General features: G+C 69.8%; 10 protein-coding genes and 5 pseudogenes. 5 read left to right on the forward strand and 10 right to left on the reverse strand.

The annotated features are described in order from the left end of the window. Positions 1-62 precede the first annotated feature (62 nt). The gene (locus ACSHXC_RS35690; protein WP_438295483.1) at positions 63-932 is read left to right on the forward strand and encodes a universal stress protein; all 870 of its coding nucleotides are present in this window, start codon (positions 63-65) and stop codon (positions 930-932) included. Positions 933-1,086: 154 nt separating this feature from the next. Here ACSHXC_RS35690 and ACSHXC_RS35695 read toward each other — a convergent pair. Continuing rightward, positions 1,087-1,284 (reverse strand): annotated as a pseudogene (locus ACSHXC_RS35695) (polyphosphate kinase 2); the annotation flags it as partial. Positions 1,285-1,645: 361 nt separating this feature from the next. On the opposite strand from ACSHXC_RS35695, the gene ACSHXC_RS35700 reads away from it, so the two are divergent. Continuing rightward, positions 1,646-3,358, forward strand: a complete 1,713-nt coding sequence (locus tag ACSHXC_RS35700) for a GAF domain-containing protein (protein ID WP_438295484.1) — start codon at positions 1,646-1,648, stop codon at positions 3,356-3,358. A gap of 10 nt (positions 3,359-3,368) precedes the next feature. Here the strand turns inward: ACSHXC_RS35700 and ACSHXC_RS35705 are convergent, their stop codons facing one another. From ACSHXC_RS35705 to ACSHXC_RS35745, 9 genes and pseudogenes are all read right to left on the reverse strand, one after another. Further along, positions 3,369-4,061 (reverse strand): response regulator, encoded by a 693-nt coding sequence (locus ACSHXC_RS35705; RefSeq protein WP_438295485.1) that lies wholly within the window; start codon positions 4,059-4,061, stop codon positions 3,369-3,371. Positions 4,062-4,337: 276 nt separating this feature from the next. Then, positions 4,338-4,692 (reverse strand): annotated as a pseudogene (locus ACSHXC_RS35710) (hydrogenase formation protein HypD); the annotation flags it as partial. Continuing rightward, a pseudogene (locus ACSHXC_RS35715) lies at positions 4,691-5,111 on the reverse strand (CBS domain-containing protein); the annotation flags it as partial. The pseudogenes ACSHXC_RS35710 and ACSHXC_RS35715, both read right to left, overlap by 2 nt. 19 nt (positions 5,112-5,130) lie before the next feature. Then, the gene (locus ACSHXC_RS35720; RefSeq protein WP_438295486.1) at positions 5,131-6,747 is read right to left on the reverse strand and encodes a nickel-dependent hydrogenase large subunit; all 1,617 of its coding nucleotides are present in this window, start codon (positions 6,745-6,747) and stop codon (positions 5,131-5,133) included. A 103-nt stretch (positions 6,748-6,850) separates the two neighbouring features. Then, a complete protein-coding gene (locus tag ACSHXC_RS35725) occupies positions 6,851-7,453 on the reverse strand; it encodes an Rv1733c family protein (protein WP_438295487.1) in 603 nt (200 codons plus the stop codon). Then, entirely contained in the window at positions 7,437-7,943 is a 507-nt protein-coding gene (locus ACSHXC_RS35730) for a flavodoxin domain-containing protein (protein WP_438295488.1), read from the reverse strand. The genes ACSHXC_RS35725 and ACSHXC_RS35730 overlap by 17 nt, the downstream gene beginning before the upstream one ends. 397 nt (positions 7,944-8,340) lie before the next feature. Then, positions 8,341-8,875: pseudogene (locus tag ACSHXC_RS35735) on the reverse strand (hypothetical protein); the annotation flags it as partial. Next, a pseudogene (locus tag ACSHXC_RS35740) lies at positions 8,838-9,662 on the reverse strand (acylphosphatase); the annotation flags it as partial. The pseudogenes ACSHXC_RS35735 and ACSHXC_RS35740, both read right to left, overlap by 38 nt. Position 9,663: 1 nt before the next feature. After that, the gene (locus ACSHXC_RS35745) at positions 9,664-10,161 is read right to left on the reverse strand and encodes a hydrogenase maturation protease (RefSeq protein WP_438295489.1); all 498 of its coding nucleotides are present in this window, start codon (positions 10,159-10,161) and stop codon (positions 9,664-9,666) included. A 117-nt stretch (positions 10,162-10,278) separates the two neighbouring features. On the opposite strand from ACSHXC_RS35745, the gene ACSHXC_RS35750 reads away from it, so the two are divergent. The 3 genes from ACSHXC_RS35750 (at position 10,279) to ACSHXC_RS35760 (ending at position 12,967) form a co-directional block, all read left to right on the forward strand. Continuing rightward, positions 10,279-10,647 (forward strand): universal stress protein, encoded by a 369-nt coding sequence (locus ACSHXC_RS35750; RefSeq protein ID WP_438297022.1) that lies wholly within the window; start codon positions 10,279-10,281, stop codon positions 10,645-10,647. Between the two features lie 263 nt (positions 10,648-10,910). After that, positions 10,911-11,141, forward strand: a complete 231-nt coding sequence (locus tag ACSHXC_RS35755; RefSeq protein WP_438295490.1) for a hypothetical protein — start codon at positions 10,911-10,913, stop codon at positions 11,139-11,141. Next, the gene (locus tag ACSHXC_RS35760; protein WP_438295491.1) at positions 11,138-12,967 is read left to right on the forward strand and encodes a caspase family protein; all 1,830 of its coding nucleotides are present in this window, start codon (positions 11,138-11,140) and stop codon (positions 12,965-12,967) included. The genes ACSHXC_RS35755 and ACSHXC_RS35760 overlap by 4 nt, the downstream gene beginning before the upstream one ends. The last annotated feature ends 256 nt before the right edge of the window (positions 12,968-13,223 follow it).

A 13,223-nucleotide genomic window follows, 5' to 3' on the forward strand; every position in this document is an offset into this window, starting at 1 on the left:
GGGCGCCTCGGGCGTCCCGTCCGCGCCGCATCCGGCGCGCTGTCTGAAAAGGAGAAGGGGCCATGGAACAGCCACTGGTCGTCGGAGTGGACGGCTCGGACCAGAGCCTGCGGGCGGTGGACTGGGCGGCTGACGAAGCCGCCCTGCGTGGTCTGCCGCTACGGATCGTGTACGCCTCGCTGTGGGAGCACTACGAAGGCGCGGCCTACGTCTACAGCGCGCCGTACGCCTCGGACCGGGCTCTCGCCGACGCCATTCTCGGTGCGGCGGAAGAACGGGCACAGAGCCGCCGGCCCGGCATTCGGACAGCGGTCGCCGTGCTCCCGCAGGAGCCGACCGATGCGCTCCTGCGGGAGAGCGAACTCGCCTCGGTGGTCGTCGTCGGCTCCCGGGGGCGGGGTGCCATCAAAGGAATGCTCCTCGGATCGGTCGGCCTGGGTGTCGCCTCCTGGGCGCGGTGTCCGATGGTCGTCGTGCGGGGCGACGCAGCGGCTGTCGAGGGCAGGCACGAACGGATTCTGCTGGGTGTGGGGCACCCCGACCGGAATTCGTCGGCGGTCGGTTTCGCCTTCCAGGAGGCCATGACCAGGGGCAGCGTCCTCGATGCGGTACGCACGTGGCGTGGTCCCGCGCGCGGACACGCCCCCTCGACTTCGGGCGAAGCGTCGGGAGACCCCTATGAGGCCAAGGCCGCGGCGGAGCTCGACGAAGCTCTGCGTGGCACTCGGATCCGGCACCCCGAGGTACGGATCCGGCCGGTCACGGTCGAAGGCCACACCCACAGGGTGCTGGTGGAACGGTCGGAGGCCGCCGACCTCCTGGTCGTCGGTGCACGCCGGAACAAAGGCCTCGGGCTTCAACTGAGCCGGACCGGTCATGCGGTACTGCAGCACGCCGCCTGCCCGGTGGCGGTGGTGCCGCAGCACGGCTGAATCACCGTGCACCCCACGGTCCGAGCGACGCCGCGTGATCGGATACATAGCGCTGCAGATCCCTCGGCGGCCGCAAGTACCCGGTGCTGGGCGGCCGTTGGGGGAGTTCCAGTGGCACGCTCGGGACGGTGCGGTACGGGATTGTGGACAACAGGCGGGCGAGCATGTTGATGCGGGCTGCACGCGGATTCAGGTGTTCCGCGACGCGTCTGATCGTGCTGCCCTTGCCTGCCGCATCCCGTCCTTCGAAGACGACGAGCCGGGCCCGCTCCGCGCGCACCCATTCCTGAAGCCGCACGAGTTCCGTCTGCAGGCGGTACAACTCTGCCTCGTACAGAGCTGGTTGCGGCACGGAGCGGTGCGCGGTAAGGCTCCTGGCTGATCCGACATGGAGGACATGCAGCCTCCGTCCTCCCGCTATGGAGGCCGCACGCCCGGCGGCACCGTCCCCGCCGGGAGGCTCTCTCCGTCTTCGGCCGACGGCAGCGTGCGGGTCCGGGGCCGGCGTCCGGTTGCCACGAGGAGAACCTCTGCCTCCCACTCTCGTTCGCTGCGGCCGGGACCGGCATGTGCCGACCGGGCCCGACAGATGGCCGAACGGCCCGAGTGTTTCCCGGCCGTACTCGCCATGAGAAGGGCGCTCCGACTGTGCGCGCCGCTACCGTGAGCTTGACGGTGTGTTTGTCCTGCTCGAACCAGATGGGGACGGATCCATGCACGAAGGAGAGCGGAACAGTGCCGCCGGTCAGCTGGGCAGGCTCCGGCTGGACGAACTGCTCGATGAGCTTCAGGTTCGTATCGACGCGGTGCGCGGCACCCGGGACCGGCTGCACAGTCTGCTGGAGGCCGTGCTGTCGGTGGGGCGGGAACTCGATCTGCCGCAGGTGCTGCGGGGGATCGTCGAGGCCGCGGTGGTGCTGGTCGATGCGGAGTACGGGGCGCTGGGTGTGATCGGGCAGGGGCAGAGGCTGTCGGAGTTCGTGCCGGTGGGGATCGACGACGAGGTGCGGGCGCAGATCGGTGATCTGCCGTCCGGACACGGTCTGCTGGGGGAGCTGATCCGGCATCCTGACGCGCTCCGCCTGGCGGAGTTGTCCGAGCATCCGGCGTCGTCGGGCTTCCCGGCGCACCATCCGCCGATGCACTCCTTCCTCGGTGTCCCGATCCGGGTCCGGGAGGAGGTGTTCGGCAATCTCTACCTGACCGAGAAGCGCGGGGGTGCCGAGTTCGACGACGAGGACGAGTCGGTCCTTGCCACGCTGGCGGTGGCGGCCGGGGTGGCCATCGAGAACGCCCGGCTGTACGCGGAGGCTCGGCTGCGGGGGCAGTGGCTGGCAGCCAGTGCGGAGTTCACCGCCGGCCTGCTGTCCGGAATGCCGGAGGCCCGGGTGCTGGAGGCGATGGTCGAGCAGGCCAAGGAGATCACCTCGGCCGAGCTGGGTCTGGTCGACCTGGTGGAGGAGGGGGCGGCCGAACTGCGTGGCGTACTGGCGCTGGGGAAGCGGGCGGAGGCGCACCGGGGGATGCGGGTGCCGCGTGAAGGAACCCTGGCGGGTGCCGCGCTGAACGAGCACGGGCTCGTCGCCACTGCGGACGTCAGCAGCGATCCACGGGTGACCTTCCAGCCCGAACGGTGGAAGGGCATGGGGCCTGCGGTCGCGGTACCGATGGGAATGCGCGGGGTGCTGCTGCTGGCCCGTGGGTCGGGGCGCCCGCCGTTCAGTACGGCCGAGACGGCTCCGCTGCCCGGGTTCGCGGGACAAGCCGCGCTCGCGCTGGAGCTGGCCGACCGTCGCCGCGATGCCGAACAGGTGAGCCTGTTGGAGGATCGGGACCGGATCGCCCGGGACCTGCACGACCTCGCCATCCAGCGGCTGTTCGCGACCGGCATGACGCTGCAGAGCGCGCAGCGGTTCGTCGAGCACCCGGAAGCGGGCGAACGGCTGGCTCGGGCGGTGGACGACCTCGACGAGACCATCAAGATCATCCGCTCGACCATCTTCGGACTGCGGGCGCACGAGGCGAAGGAGCCTGGTGCCGGGCTGCGGGTGCGGGCGGTGCGGGTGGTGGAGGGAGCTGTGACCGCCCTCGGATTCACCCCCTCCCTTCGGATGGAGGGACTGCTCGACACCGACGTTCCACGGGCTCTGGCGGACGAGGTGCTCGCCGTGCTCGGAGAGGCACTGACCAACACGGCCCGTCATGCGCGGGCTTCGCGGGCCGACGTCTCCCTGGTGGTGCGCAAGGGGGTGCTGACGGTCGGTGTCGTGGACAACGGCGTCGGCATCGCCGAGGGCGGACGGCGCAGCGGGCTCCGCAACCTCGCCGAGCGTGCGCAGCTACTGGGCGGGGAGCTCACCACGGAGGTGGGGCCCGAGGGTGGCACACGGTTGCAGTGGGAGGTCCCGCTGTCCGGGCTGAAGTGACCCGGTGGGGTCAACGCCCCTCGTCCGCAGACTGGTTGAACTGTGTGGCGAGCACCGCTGCCTGAATACGGCGTTCCACCCCGAGTTTGGCCAGCAGCCGGGAGATGTGGTTCTTCACGGTCTTCTCGGACAGGTAGAGCCGCTGGCCGATCTGCCGGTTGGTCATGCCCTCGCCGATCAGGGCGAGGATCTCGTGCTCGCGCTCCGACAGCCCCGCCAGCCGGGGGTCCTCGTTCGGGGCTTCCTTGTCCGGTCCGCGCAGACTGCTCATCAGGCGGGCGGTGGTGGCCGGGTCGAGCATGGACTGGCCGGACGCCACTGTCCGTACGGCCTCGATCAGGTCCGAGCCTTTGATCAGTTTGAGGACGTAGCCGGCTGCCCCCGCCATGATGGCGTCGAGCAGGGCGTCGTCGTCATCGAACGACGTCAGCATCAGACAGGCCAGTTCCGGCACCCTGGAGCGCAGCTCGCGGCAGACGGTGATGCCGTCGCCGTCGGGCAGGCGGATGTCGAGGATGGCGACGTCCGGGCGTAGCGCGGGGCCGCGGACCAGTGCCTGTTCGCTCGTGCCGGCCTCGCCGACCACTTCGATGTCGGGCTCGGCGTCGAGCAGGTCGTGCACTCCGCGGCGCACGACCTCGTGGTCGTCGAGCAGGAAGACCCGGATCGGGTGCTGCGGAGAGAAGGCCCGTGCGTCGCTCACGTCGATGTCCCCTGACTGTCGGTAGCCCCGGCTTGAGAGTGCCCGTTGTACGGGCCGGCGCGACAGGGGCCGAACGGCCCCATTGATCGCCCCTCAGCAGATGCGTGGCAGTTGCTCACCCTGCGGCATGTCCACCACTGGCCGGGCCCCGACCAGCGTGCGCAGGACGACCCGGCCCGCCGGGCTGTCGAGGGCGGTTCCGATCCGTAGGGCCCCCGAGCCCTCGGGCAGCGAGCGCATCGCAATGAGCGCCCCCTCGGATGACCAGCATCTGGAGTTCGCGAGACCCAGGTGCGCGGCGTGCCGTGCCGCCAGGGCGTTGGCGGGGGCGGTGGTCTCGAACCCCACGGCGAGGAACACCACTTCGTGATCGGGGTGCGCCTCGGTGATGCGAAGCGCGTCCATGGGGGAGTAGACGACCCGCGCGTCGCAGCCCCGGGCCCGCAGCGCGAGGAGGTCGGTCTCGGTTGCCGGGGACGTGGAGCAGGTCGCCGAAGCTGGTCGGGATCACACCGGGACGCGCAGCGGTGGCCATGGCCCGGTTGCGGGTCTCCAGCGGGGTGATGCACACGGGGCAGCCGGGGCCGTGGATCATGCGGATTCCGGCGGGCAGGAGTTCGTCGATGCCCCTTGAGCAGGTCGCTGCGGCTCACCACGCCCTCAAGGATGCCGACCCGGTCGACGACGGGCAGCCGCTTCACCTTGCGCAGGGCCATGATACGGGCGGCTTGGGCGAGCATGGTGTCGGCATGGACCGTGATGGCCGGAGTGGACATCAACTCGCCCGCTGTCACGGCTCCGGCCTTGGCCACATCGGACAGCCGGTGCAGTGGCAGGTGGCTCGGATCGCTGTCGCGGAACTCCTCCTTGGGCAGCAGGTCGGCCTCGGACACGACGCCGATCCCCCCGGCCCTCGCCTTCGAGTACCGGCAGGGAGCTGACCCTCCACTGCCTCATCAGCTCGACGATCTCCTTGAACGCGGCATCGCGGCCGACGGAGACGACGGTATGGGTCATCACGTCGCTCACGGTGTGCGGAGAACTGATCATGACGGGTCTCCTCGTGGACTCAGGTGCTGTGAGTGCGCTCGACGGTGAGGTCGAGGAAGTGGGTGGAACAGGAGATGCACGGGTCGTGATTGCGGATCGCGCGTTCGCACAGTGCGGTCAACTCGGCGTCGTCCGGGTCGAGTTGAGTGATCGCCTCCTGTGCTATGCGCCGGATGTCAGCCTCGATGGCACCCTGGTTCTGCGCGGTGGGCGGGACGAGCCGGGCGTCGGTCACCGTGCCGTGGGCGTCGAGGGTGTACCGGTGGTAGAGGAGTCCGCGCGGGGCCTCCGTCGCACCGTGGCCCGTGTCCGCCGTCGGAGGGACATTCGTGTACGGGTGCTCCGGTGGCTGGTACGTCCCGATGATCCGCAGTGCCTCGTCCACCGCGTACACGACCTCGACGGCCCGGACGAGGACCGAGCGGTACGGATTGCGGCAGACGGCTCCCTCGTACGGATCGCCGAGCCCGGCCGCGCGGGCGCCCTCCACCGCCGTGCGCGAGAGCCATCGGCCACTGATCGCGAACCGGGCCAGGGAGCCGATGAGACGGCAGCGGCCGTCCAGCGTGGAGTACAGGGCCGTCGAGTGCGGCAGGTGGTCCTCACGGACCCGGTCTAGGAAGGTGTGGAGCGGGAAGGCGCTCAGCGTTCCGTCCAGCCGCAGGACGGCCGGGGTGCCGGTCTCGATGGCGTACGTCCCAGGCCACCGCTCGGCGTGGTCACCGGTGAGGTCAGTGATCTCCTCTGCGGTGCAGAAGCAGGTGGGGCACACCATCGTGCAGTTGCCGCACGTCAGGCAGCGGGAGGCGACGTCGTCCCAGCGCTCGGCCGTCAGGCTCGCGCCCATTAGCGCGTGCAGGTCCACCGGAGGCATGAAACGCCCCATCTTGTCGACCGCCCCGGCCACGGCATCCCGGGCGGCACAGACGGTGGCGGCGTCGGCCTCCCGCCTCGGCAGCGCGTCCAGGAGAGTGGCGCCCTCCTCGCTGCCGACCCGGACGAAGAACCGGTGTCCCTCTTCGTCGACCACTTCCGTCAGGGCGAGATCGAAGCCGGAATCCGCTCCGGGGCCGGTGCCCATGGAGACGCAGAAGCAGGTGGCCCCGGGTTCGGTGCACTCGACGGCTATGAGGAACGCCCCCCTTCGGCGTTCCGCATAGCCGGTGTCCTGGGATGGGGTATCCCCTGTTCGAGCGGAGCCGAGAGCTTGGGGAGGGCCGCCGGCCAGCACCCGGTCCTGGATCGCGATGGCTCGCAGATCGCAGGGCCGGACCCCCAGGAACGCGTAGGAGGGTGGGACCGGACGCTCGACCTGTACGGTCACCTCTCCTTCCGGGGAGCGGTCGGCGCTCCACAGTTTCTCCCGCTGGGGATGCAGGAAGTTCTTCCATGACTGGGGGCCCGCGGAGTGCGCGAAGGCGGCCCCGTCCTCGCGGCGGGGCAGCCGGTAGCGTCCGGCCGCCGGCTCCACGCCCCACCCGTAGGGGAGTTGCTCGGCGGAATCGAGTTCGGCAAGCGCGATCGCGCCGTCGCGGACGGTGGGGCCGACCACGGTGCGGCCGCCCGCCCTCAGGGCCGCGACCAGCGCCTCCAGGCCCAGCCGGTCGAGGACTGCCGTGGCTCCGATGGCGGTCATGCGCGGCCTCCTGTCGTCGAGGTGTCAGCTGCGTCCAGCTTCGAAGAGAAGTGGGCGCCGGGGCAGGGGCCGACCGGCCCTGTCAGAGGCCGGGCGGGCCGGCTCAGTGGCTGCGCAGACCCCATCGGGGGCCGGTCACGGCCCAGTCCCGCTCCCACTCGGCCATGCGGCGACGCCAGACAACGGCTCGTACGGTCAGCCAAATGCCCCCGACTACCAGACCGGCCACAGTCGTTGTGACGCCCCCGACCCCCATGGCCCGTCCCCGGCTGTCACTGCTGCTGCGTGGTGCGGTGGTGGTCCTGTCGTGGGTGTCCACCCAGATGTCGGTGGGGCTGCCGCTCCTGGTGCCCTCCGGCATCTTCACATTGCCCGTCACGGTGCGGCCGTCCGAGGTCGTCCAGCGCACGGCCACGGGGGAGACCTGGCGGGTTGCGGCTCCGTCGGTCGAGGCCGGGGAGGTGGGAACGTCCTCCAATACGGTGGCCCGGACGAGGTGGCGCGAAGCACGCTGCTGGGCGGCTGTCGCCTGCGCCTGGTCATACATGGTCAGCCCGGCCAGCGAACCGGCCAGTGGAGCGCCGAGGAACAGCGCGGTGCCCAGCACTACTCGGGTCCATGCCTCGATGGTGTCCGACCTGCGGCGCAGCGGGTTGTGGCGCCACCGCCACCGTCGCACTTTCGTCCTGCTATTCGCGCGTTTCACGGTGCCGCACCTCCTCGCCCGCGAGTGCGGCGGCGATCCCCGATGCCCACGCGGCGATCTGCTCGAAGTCGCGGAAGTCCCCGCCCTTGCCGGACTTGACGATCATCCGGGCGAGCCGGCCGTTCGCGGTGCCGTCCAGCCGGCCGCCGAAGGTCGCGTGCCCCCTGGCGCCCAGGCGGTCCGCGATGCGGCGTACCCCGGGCACGGGAGGAATCTCGCGTTCGGCGGCCGACGGGTCCAGGGGCCCGCTGCTGAACAGCCAGAGCGGGTGCTCCTTCAGCGCGCGGCGGTGGCGACGCGTGAAGCGACGCGCGTCCCGGTGCCAGCGGTTCGCGTACAGTCCGCCGCCGACGACCACCGCACCGTACGGGCTGATGTCCCTCACATCGGCCGCCAACCCCTCCTTGCGGAAGACATCGCCGATCGACTGGGCGATCTCCTGGGTGGAGCCGTACTTCGTGCCGTACACGACGAGCACGCGCTCGATCATCGCAGGTCACCTGTCTTTTCCTGAAGGCTTGGTGTCGTGCAGGACCGCGAGCCGCCTGCGGTACTCCTCGTCGTCGATCTCGCCGCGATCGCAGGCGCAGATTCTCGGGCGACATCTACTCGAACATCCGCAGTACCCGGGCGTGGTCGCCGGGCTGCGCCGGCCGTATCCGTACCGTCGTGCCGTCGGCCAGCAGCGCGTGCAACGGCCGTCCGCCGGGCTCGTTGGCGGTCATCTTGGCTCCCTCTTCCACCAGTTGACATAGGCAGCATCCGCCGGGTGCCTGCCCGGCCCCAGAGGTCGCCGGGGGCAAGGACAGGGGCCGACCGGCCCCCTTTTTTTGGGAGTCAGCCGGCCCCAGCAGCGGCGCCCTCGTGAAACGGCCCGCGCGCCGGTAGTCCGTCAGATCGCCGACGAGGATCTCCCCGCCCCACAAAGTGCCGTCGTCGCCGAGGCCGAGACCGTCATACGCGACTCCTGTGAAAGGGGTGCGCAGTCCGTGCTCTGCGGCGCAGGCGGCGAGGTGGGCGTGATGGTGCTGGACCGGGACACAGGGCAGCGGTTGAGACCGGGCCCACTGGGTGGAGAGGTAGCCGGGGTGCAGATTGTGCGCGACGGCCTGAGGCTCCAGACCGGTGAGGCGCTTGAGGTCGCGGTAGGCGTCCGTGAGCGTCCAGGGTGCGCGCGTCCGCCAAGTCGCCGGTGTGAGGGCCGAGATGGGCCCGGTGGCCGTCGGCGAGCGCGAAGGTGTGCTTGAGCTGGGCGCCGACCGCGACGAGCGGAACGACCGCCGGCCGGGGCAGTGGCATCGGTGCGGGTGCAAGGCCGCGGGGGCGAGGGGGTATTGGCGTTGAGCAGCACCACGGGACGCGTGGGGGAGCCCAGCAACTGCTGCTCCGTCTTCCACGCAGCGGCCAACTGCCGGACTGCATTGATGTCCTGGACCATGACGGCGAACGGCTTGGACGGGCGGACCTTGCGGCGGCGCAGCTCGGCCACGCAGTCCTGGTCGGTGGCGTCGCACACGAGTTGGTAGCCGCCGAGTCCTTTGACGGCGATGATGCCGCCGCTTCGGATCGCCGTTACCGCTGCCCTCAGTGAGGCCTCCGCGACGAGCCCGTTCCAGGAGAGCTGCGGCCCGCAGGCGGGGCAGGCGAGCGGCTCGGCGTGGAAACGCCGGTCGGTGGGGTCGCCGTACTCCTTGGCGCAGGCCTGGCAGAGCGGGAAGCCCTGCATGGTGGTGCGGGCCCGGTCGTAGGGGAGGTCCTCGATCACCGTCGCGCGGGGGCCGCAGTTGGTGCAGTTGATGAACGGGTAGCGGTGGCGGCGGTCGCCGGGGCTGCACAGTTCGTGGAGGCAGTCGGCGCAGATCGCGGCGTCGGGCGGGATCTCGCGCGGCACCGTGCCGCCTCGGCCGGGGGCGCTGGGGCGGACGGCGAAGCCGGAGCCCGGGGCGGGCGGGCGCGCGGGGGCCGGGGAGAGCAGCACTTGTCGCACCCGGGCGAGCGCGGGCGCATCGGCGCCGAGCCGTCGGCCGAACCGTTCGACGGCGTCCGCATGGCCGGCCACCGCGCCCTCGACGTGCCCGCCGGTGTTGGCCACCCAGCCGTCCAGACCGAGTCCGGTGGCGAGCCGGTGCACATAGGGCCGGAAGCCGACGCCCTGGACCGTCCCGAGCACGGTGAACCGAAGCGCCGACCGCTCCGGCACGGATCTCACCTCAACCTCGGGCGGCGGCGTGACGGTGCCGGGTGATCTCGGCCTCGACGTCCTCGGCCAGCGGTCCGACCACGGACTTGACCGCTTCCGAGAGCCCGGTGCCGAGGGAGCTGTCGGCGCCCTCCACCGCGTAGATCACGAGCCGTCCCGGCAGCCTGCCCAGCACGCGGGCGAGTTCGACCGCTTCCCCGAGGCCGAGGCCGTGCGAGCTGGTCGCGGGGTGCTGCAGCAGCCCGGCGTCGAGGTCGAGCCGGTGCACGAGGCCGGGGTGTGCCGGATGGGCGTGCGCGGCGTCCACGACGATCGCGAGGTCCGCGCCCTCCCACAGGCCGATCAGCCGCACGGGGTCGCCGTCACACGTGGCCAGGACGGTGCCCGGGGGGAGCGGGCGGCCCACGGCGCGCTGCCGCAGCCGGTCGATCACGGTCCAGCCCACTGCGTCGTCGCGCCGCAAGTCGTTGCCGACCCCGATGACGGCAATGCGCGTACGAGTGGTCATCGCTTCCCCTTCCGCCGGCTCTGCTCCCATCCTGCGGAACCCGCACGGTGGGCGGCAGAGGCCGAATGGCCCCGGCTGGGGCCGGTTCGCCCCTACCTGGTTGCGCGCGACGGTGACCTGGACCACCCGTGCGACGAGCTCATCGAGTACGCCTTCGACGCCGCGGCGGCACGCCGGGCGCCCCTGCACGTCCTGCACACCTGGGCGATGCCCCTGGCCCCGTCCGGATCGGCGGTCGACCCGGAAGAGGAGAAGACGCACGGCCTGGCCGCCGCACTGACCCCCTGGCGGAACAAGTTCCACGACACGCAAGTGACGGAGAGGACGGTCCACGGCCGGGCGGCCCACCACCTGCTCATGGCCTCCACCAAGGCGAGCCTGCTGATCGTCGGCCGCCGCATCCCAAGTGGCGCCCGCTTGGGGCCGGTTGCCCACTCGGTGATCCACCACAGCCTGTGCCCCGTGGCAGTGGTGGCACACGAATAGGGTGCCGCCCGTTTCTTCCCCACACGGGCGGTTACGGCCATTGTTCCGTTCTGCCTCAGGGTGCATGCTGACGGGTAGGGACTTGAGGGGACGGGAGCGAGCTGATGGGTCAACTACGGCTTCTCCTGGCTGAGGAAGGCGCGGACGCCGAGCGCCTCGATGTGCTGACCGGATTCCTGCGCGAGGAAATCCTTCGGTGCCATGTCGAGAACGTGTCCGCGCTACGGTCCGGTGCGGCTCCACCTGGTGCGCGCTCCCTCGACATGGCTGTGATCGGCGGGCTGCTCGTCAGCCTTGGGCACACCACGGACGGCCTGGCGACGGTGATCGCAGCTGTCAGGTCCTGGCTGAACAGGGCCGGTGGCACCCGTCGTGCCGTGCGTTTGGAGCTCGATGGCGATGTGCTGGAGATCGCCGATGCGACGACCACCGAGCAGGACCGGCTGGTGGACGTGTTCATCGGCCGGCACAGCGCGGGAGCCAACCGCCAGTGACCGGTCGGCGCAGGGCCCTGATCATTACGTGCGAGGAATACCAGCACGAGGGTCTACGGCGCCTCCGGGCCCCCGCTGCCGACGCGGAAGCGCTGAGCCGGGTGTTGGGTGATCCGCAGATCGGCGCCTTCGACGTACGTGTGATGCACAACGAAGCGGCACACATTGTGCAGGGCGAGATCGAAGACATCTTCTCGGAGAGCCGCGCGGACGACGTGGTCCTGCTGCATTTCTCCTGTCATGGGCTCAAGAGCGATGCGGGGGAGCTGTTCTTCGCCGCCCATGACACACGCCCGAATCGGCTCGGTTCCACTGCGGTATCCGCTGACTTCGTACAGCGCTGCATGCGCCAAAGCCGGGCGCGCAGCATCGTGTTGTTGCTCGACTGCTGCTATGGCGGCGCTTTCGGCCGAGGCGTGAACGTCCGTGCATCCGGAAACGCGCACGTGCTGGACAGCTTCCCCAGCGGGAAGCTCCCCGGAGGTCGCGGGCGGGCGGTGATCACGGCCTCCAGCGCGCTGGAGTACGCCTTCGAGGAAGGCGAGCTGACCGACGACCAGAGCCGTCGGCCGTCGGTGTTCACCTCGGCTGTGGTCGAGGGACTCGCCACGGGAGAAGCGGACCGCGACGAGGACGGGTGGGTCTCTCTGAACGAGCTCTACGACTACGTTTTCGACCGGGTCCAGGAACGCAATCCGCACCAAACGCCCGGCCGTGACGTCGAGATGCAGGGAGAGCTGTATCTGGCCCGGAGCCAGCGTCGGCGCATCCGTCCGCTCCTTCCCCCGCCCGAACTGGAGGCTGCGCGTGCGAATCCGAACATGTACGCCCGCCTCGGCGCCGTCAATGAGCTGCGTGCACGATTGATCGGCAACGACCTACCGGCGGCGCTAGGAGCCCATGGCGCGCTGATGGACACGGCCCGCACTGACACCCGGCCCGTTGCCAGCCCCGCCGAACAAGCCATCCGTGAGGTCGCTGTACGTCCCGCGGTCACCGAACTGCACTTCGGACGGATAGCGCAGGGCTCGCCGCCGCCTCACCGCGGGGTTCAGCTCCTCGGCCCGCCGCTCGCCCGAGCCTGCGTTCCGCAAGCGTCACAGGAATGGATCCACGCCAGTCGGACCGACGAGGGACTCGACATTGCCGTCGACACGATCCAGATCGGAAACCTGCACGGAAGCGTCAAGGTCACGGGGCCGACCGGCGAAGCGATCATCAGCGTGGACGTCGATGTCGTTGCCCAGCCGAGTCTGCTGCCGGACGAGAACTTGATGACGGACACGCAAGGGCATGGATCCAGGGAAGCCAGCAGTCCCCTCGCCTCTCCATCCGGAGCCATCGGATCGATTCCGCCGGGCGCTCCCCGCAAGCCGAGGAGTGGTGGACGAGTAAGCGCTTTGATCGCGGCGCTGTGGGATCCAACCCCAGCTGTGAATGGACCAGTTGATCCTGTAAGGGAGCCCAGCCAGTCGCTTCAAGGCGATGGAAAGCGGCCGTCCACGCGCGGTAAACGATGGGGCTTGGCCGTACGTTCAACGTTATGGGCGCTGATGCCTACGCTATCGGTCGGTCTTCTCCTGCCAGTTCCGTTTGTGCAAGCCGCATTACGACTCCACGAGCGGAGGTTGCGGACGATCGCATCGTGCTACACCATCACGTGGCTGGGTCTCTGGATATCGTCGATCGTCATAGGTACTTCTCCGGTAGGCGAAGCTCCCATACCGTTCGACATCCTGATGGTGATCTCCTGGATCAGTACGGTGCATGCGTTCAAGTTGCGGCGCCGCGTTTTCGAGCGGGGAACATCTCCTATCGGTTCCTAGTGCCGCATCAGAACGTTCGCCCTGTTGTCCGCGTATAAGTGAACGCGCACCACCTCGTACAGGCTCGCAGACGGTGATTCCGCTTCCGAAGCACGTCCTTGTGATACGGGGCCGCTGGACCTGCAAGAACGTGTCATGTGCTGCGGAGGTTCGGAGAGGTGAGTGGCGCGCCTTGTCGCCCAACACAGCAGGTCAACGCTCGCTACCACGGTGTTTCAACCAACCGCCGAAATCGGCTTGTTGATCCTCTGCGAGC

The sequence above is a fragment of the Streptomyces sp. HUAS TT7 genome (assembly GCF_051550175.1).
In the GTDB taxonomy this organism is placed as follows: Bacteria; Actinomycetota; Actinomycetes; order Streptomycetales; family Streptomycetaceae; genus Streptomyces.

Coding starts and splice junctions, on each gene's coding strand:
- ACSHXC_RS35700 (WP_438295484.1), top strand. CDS start 1,646: ATGCACGAAGGAGAGCGGAACAGTGCCGCCGGTCAGCTGGGCAGGCTC.
- ACSHXC_RS35690 (WP_438295483.1), top strand. CDS start 63: ATGGAACAGCCACTGGTCGTCGGAGTGGACGGCTCGGACCAGAGCCTG.
- ACSHXC_RS35745 (WP_438295489.1), bottom strand. CDS start 10,161: ATGACCACTCGTACGCGCATTGCCGTCATCGGGGTCGGCAACGACTTG.
- ACSHXC_RS35755 (WP_438295490.1), top strand. CDS start 10,911: ATGGCTGTGATCGGCGGGCTGCTCGTCAGCCTTGGGCACACCACGGAC.
- ACSHXC_RS35730 (WP_438295488.1), bottom strand. CDS start 7,943: ATGATCGAGCGCGTGCTCGTCGTGTACGGCACGAAGTACGGCTCCACC.
- ACSHXC_RS35720 (WP_438295486.1), bottom strand. CDS start 6,747: ATGACCGCCATCGGAGCCACGGCAGTCCTCGACCGGCTGGGCCTGGAG.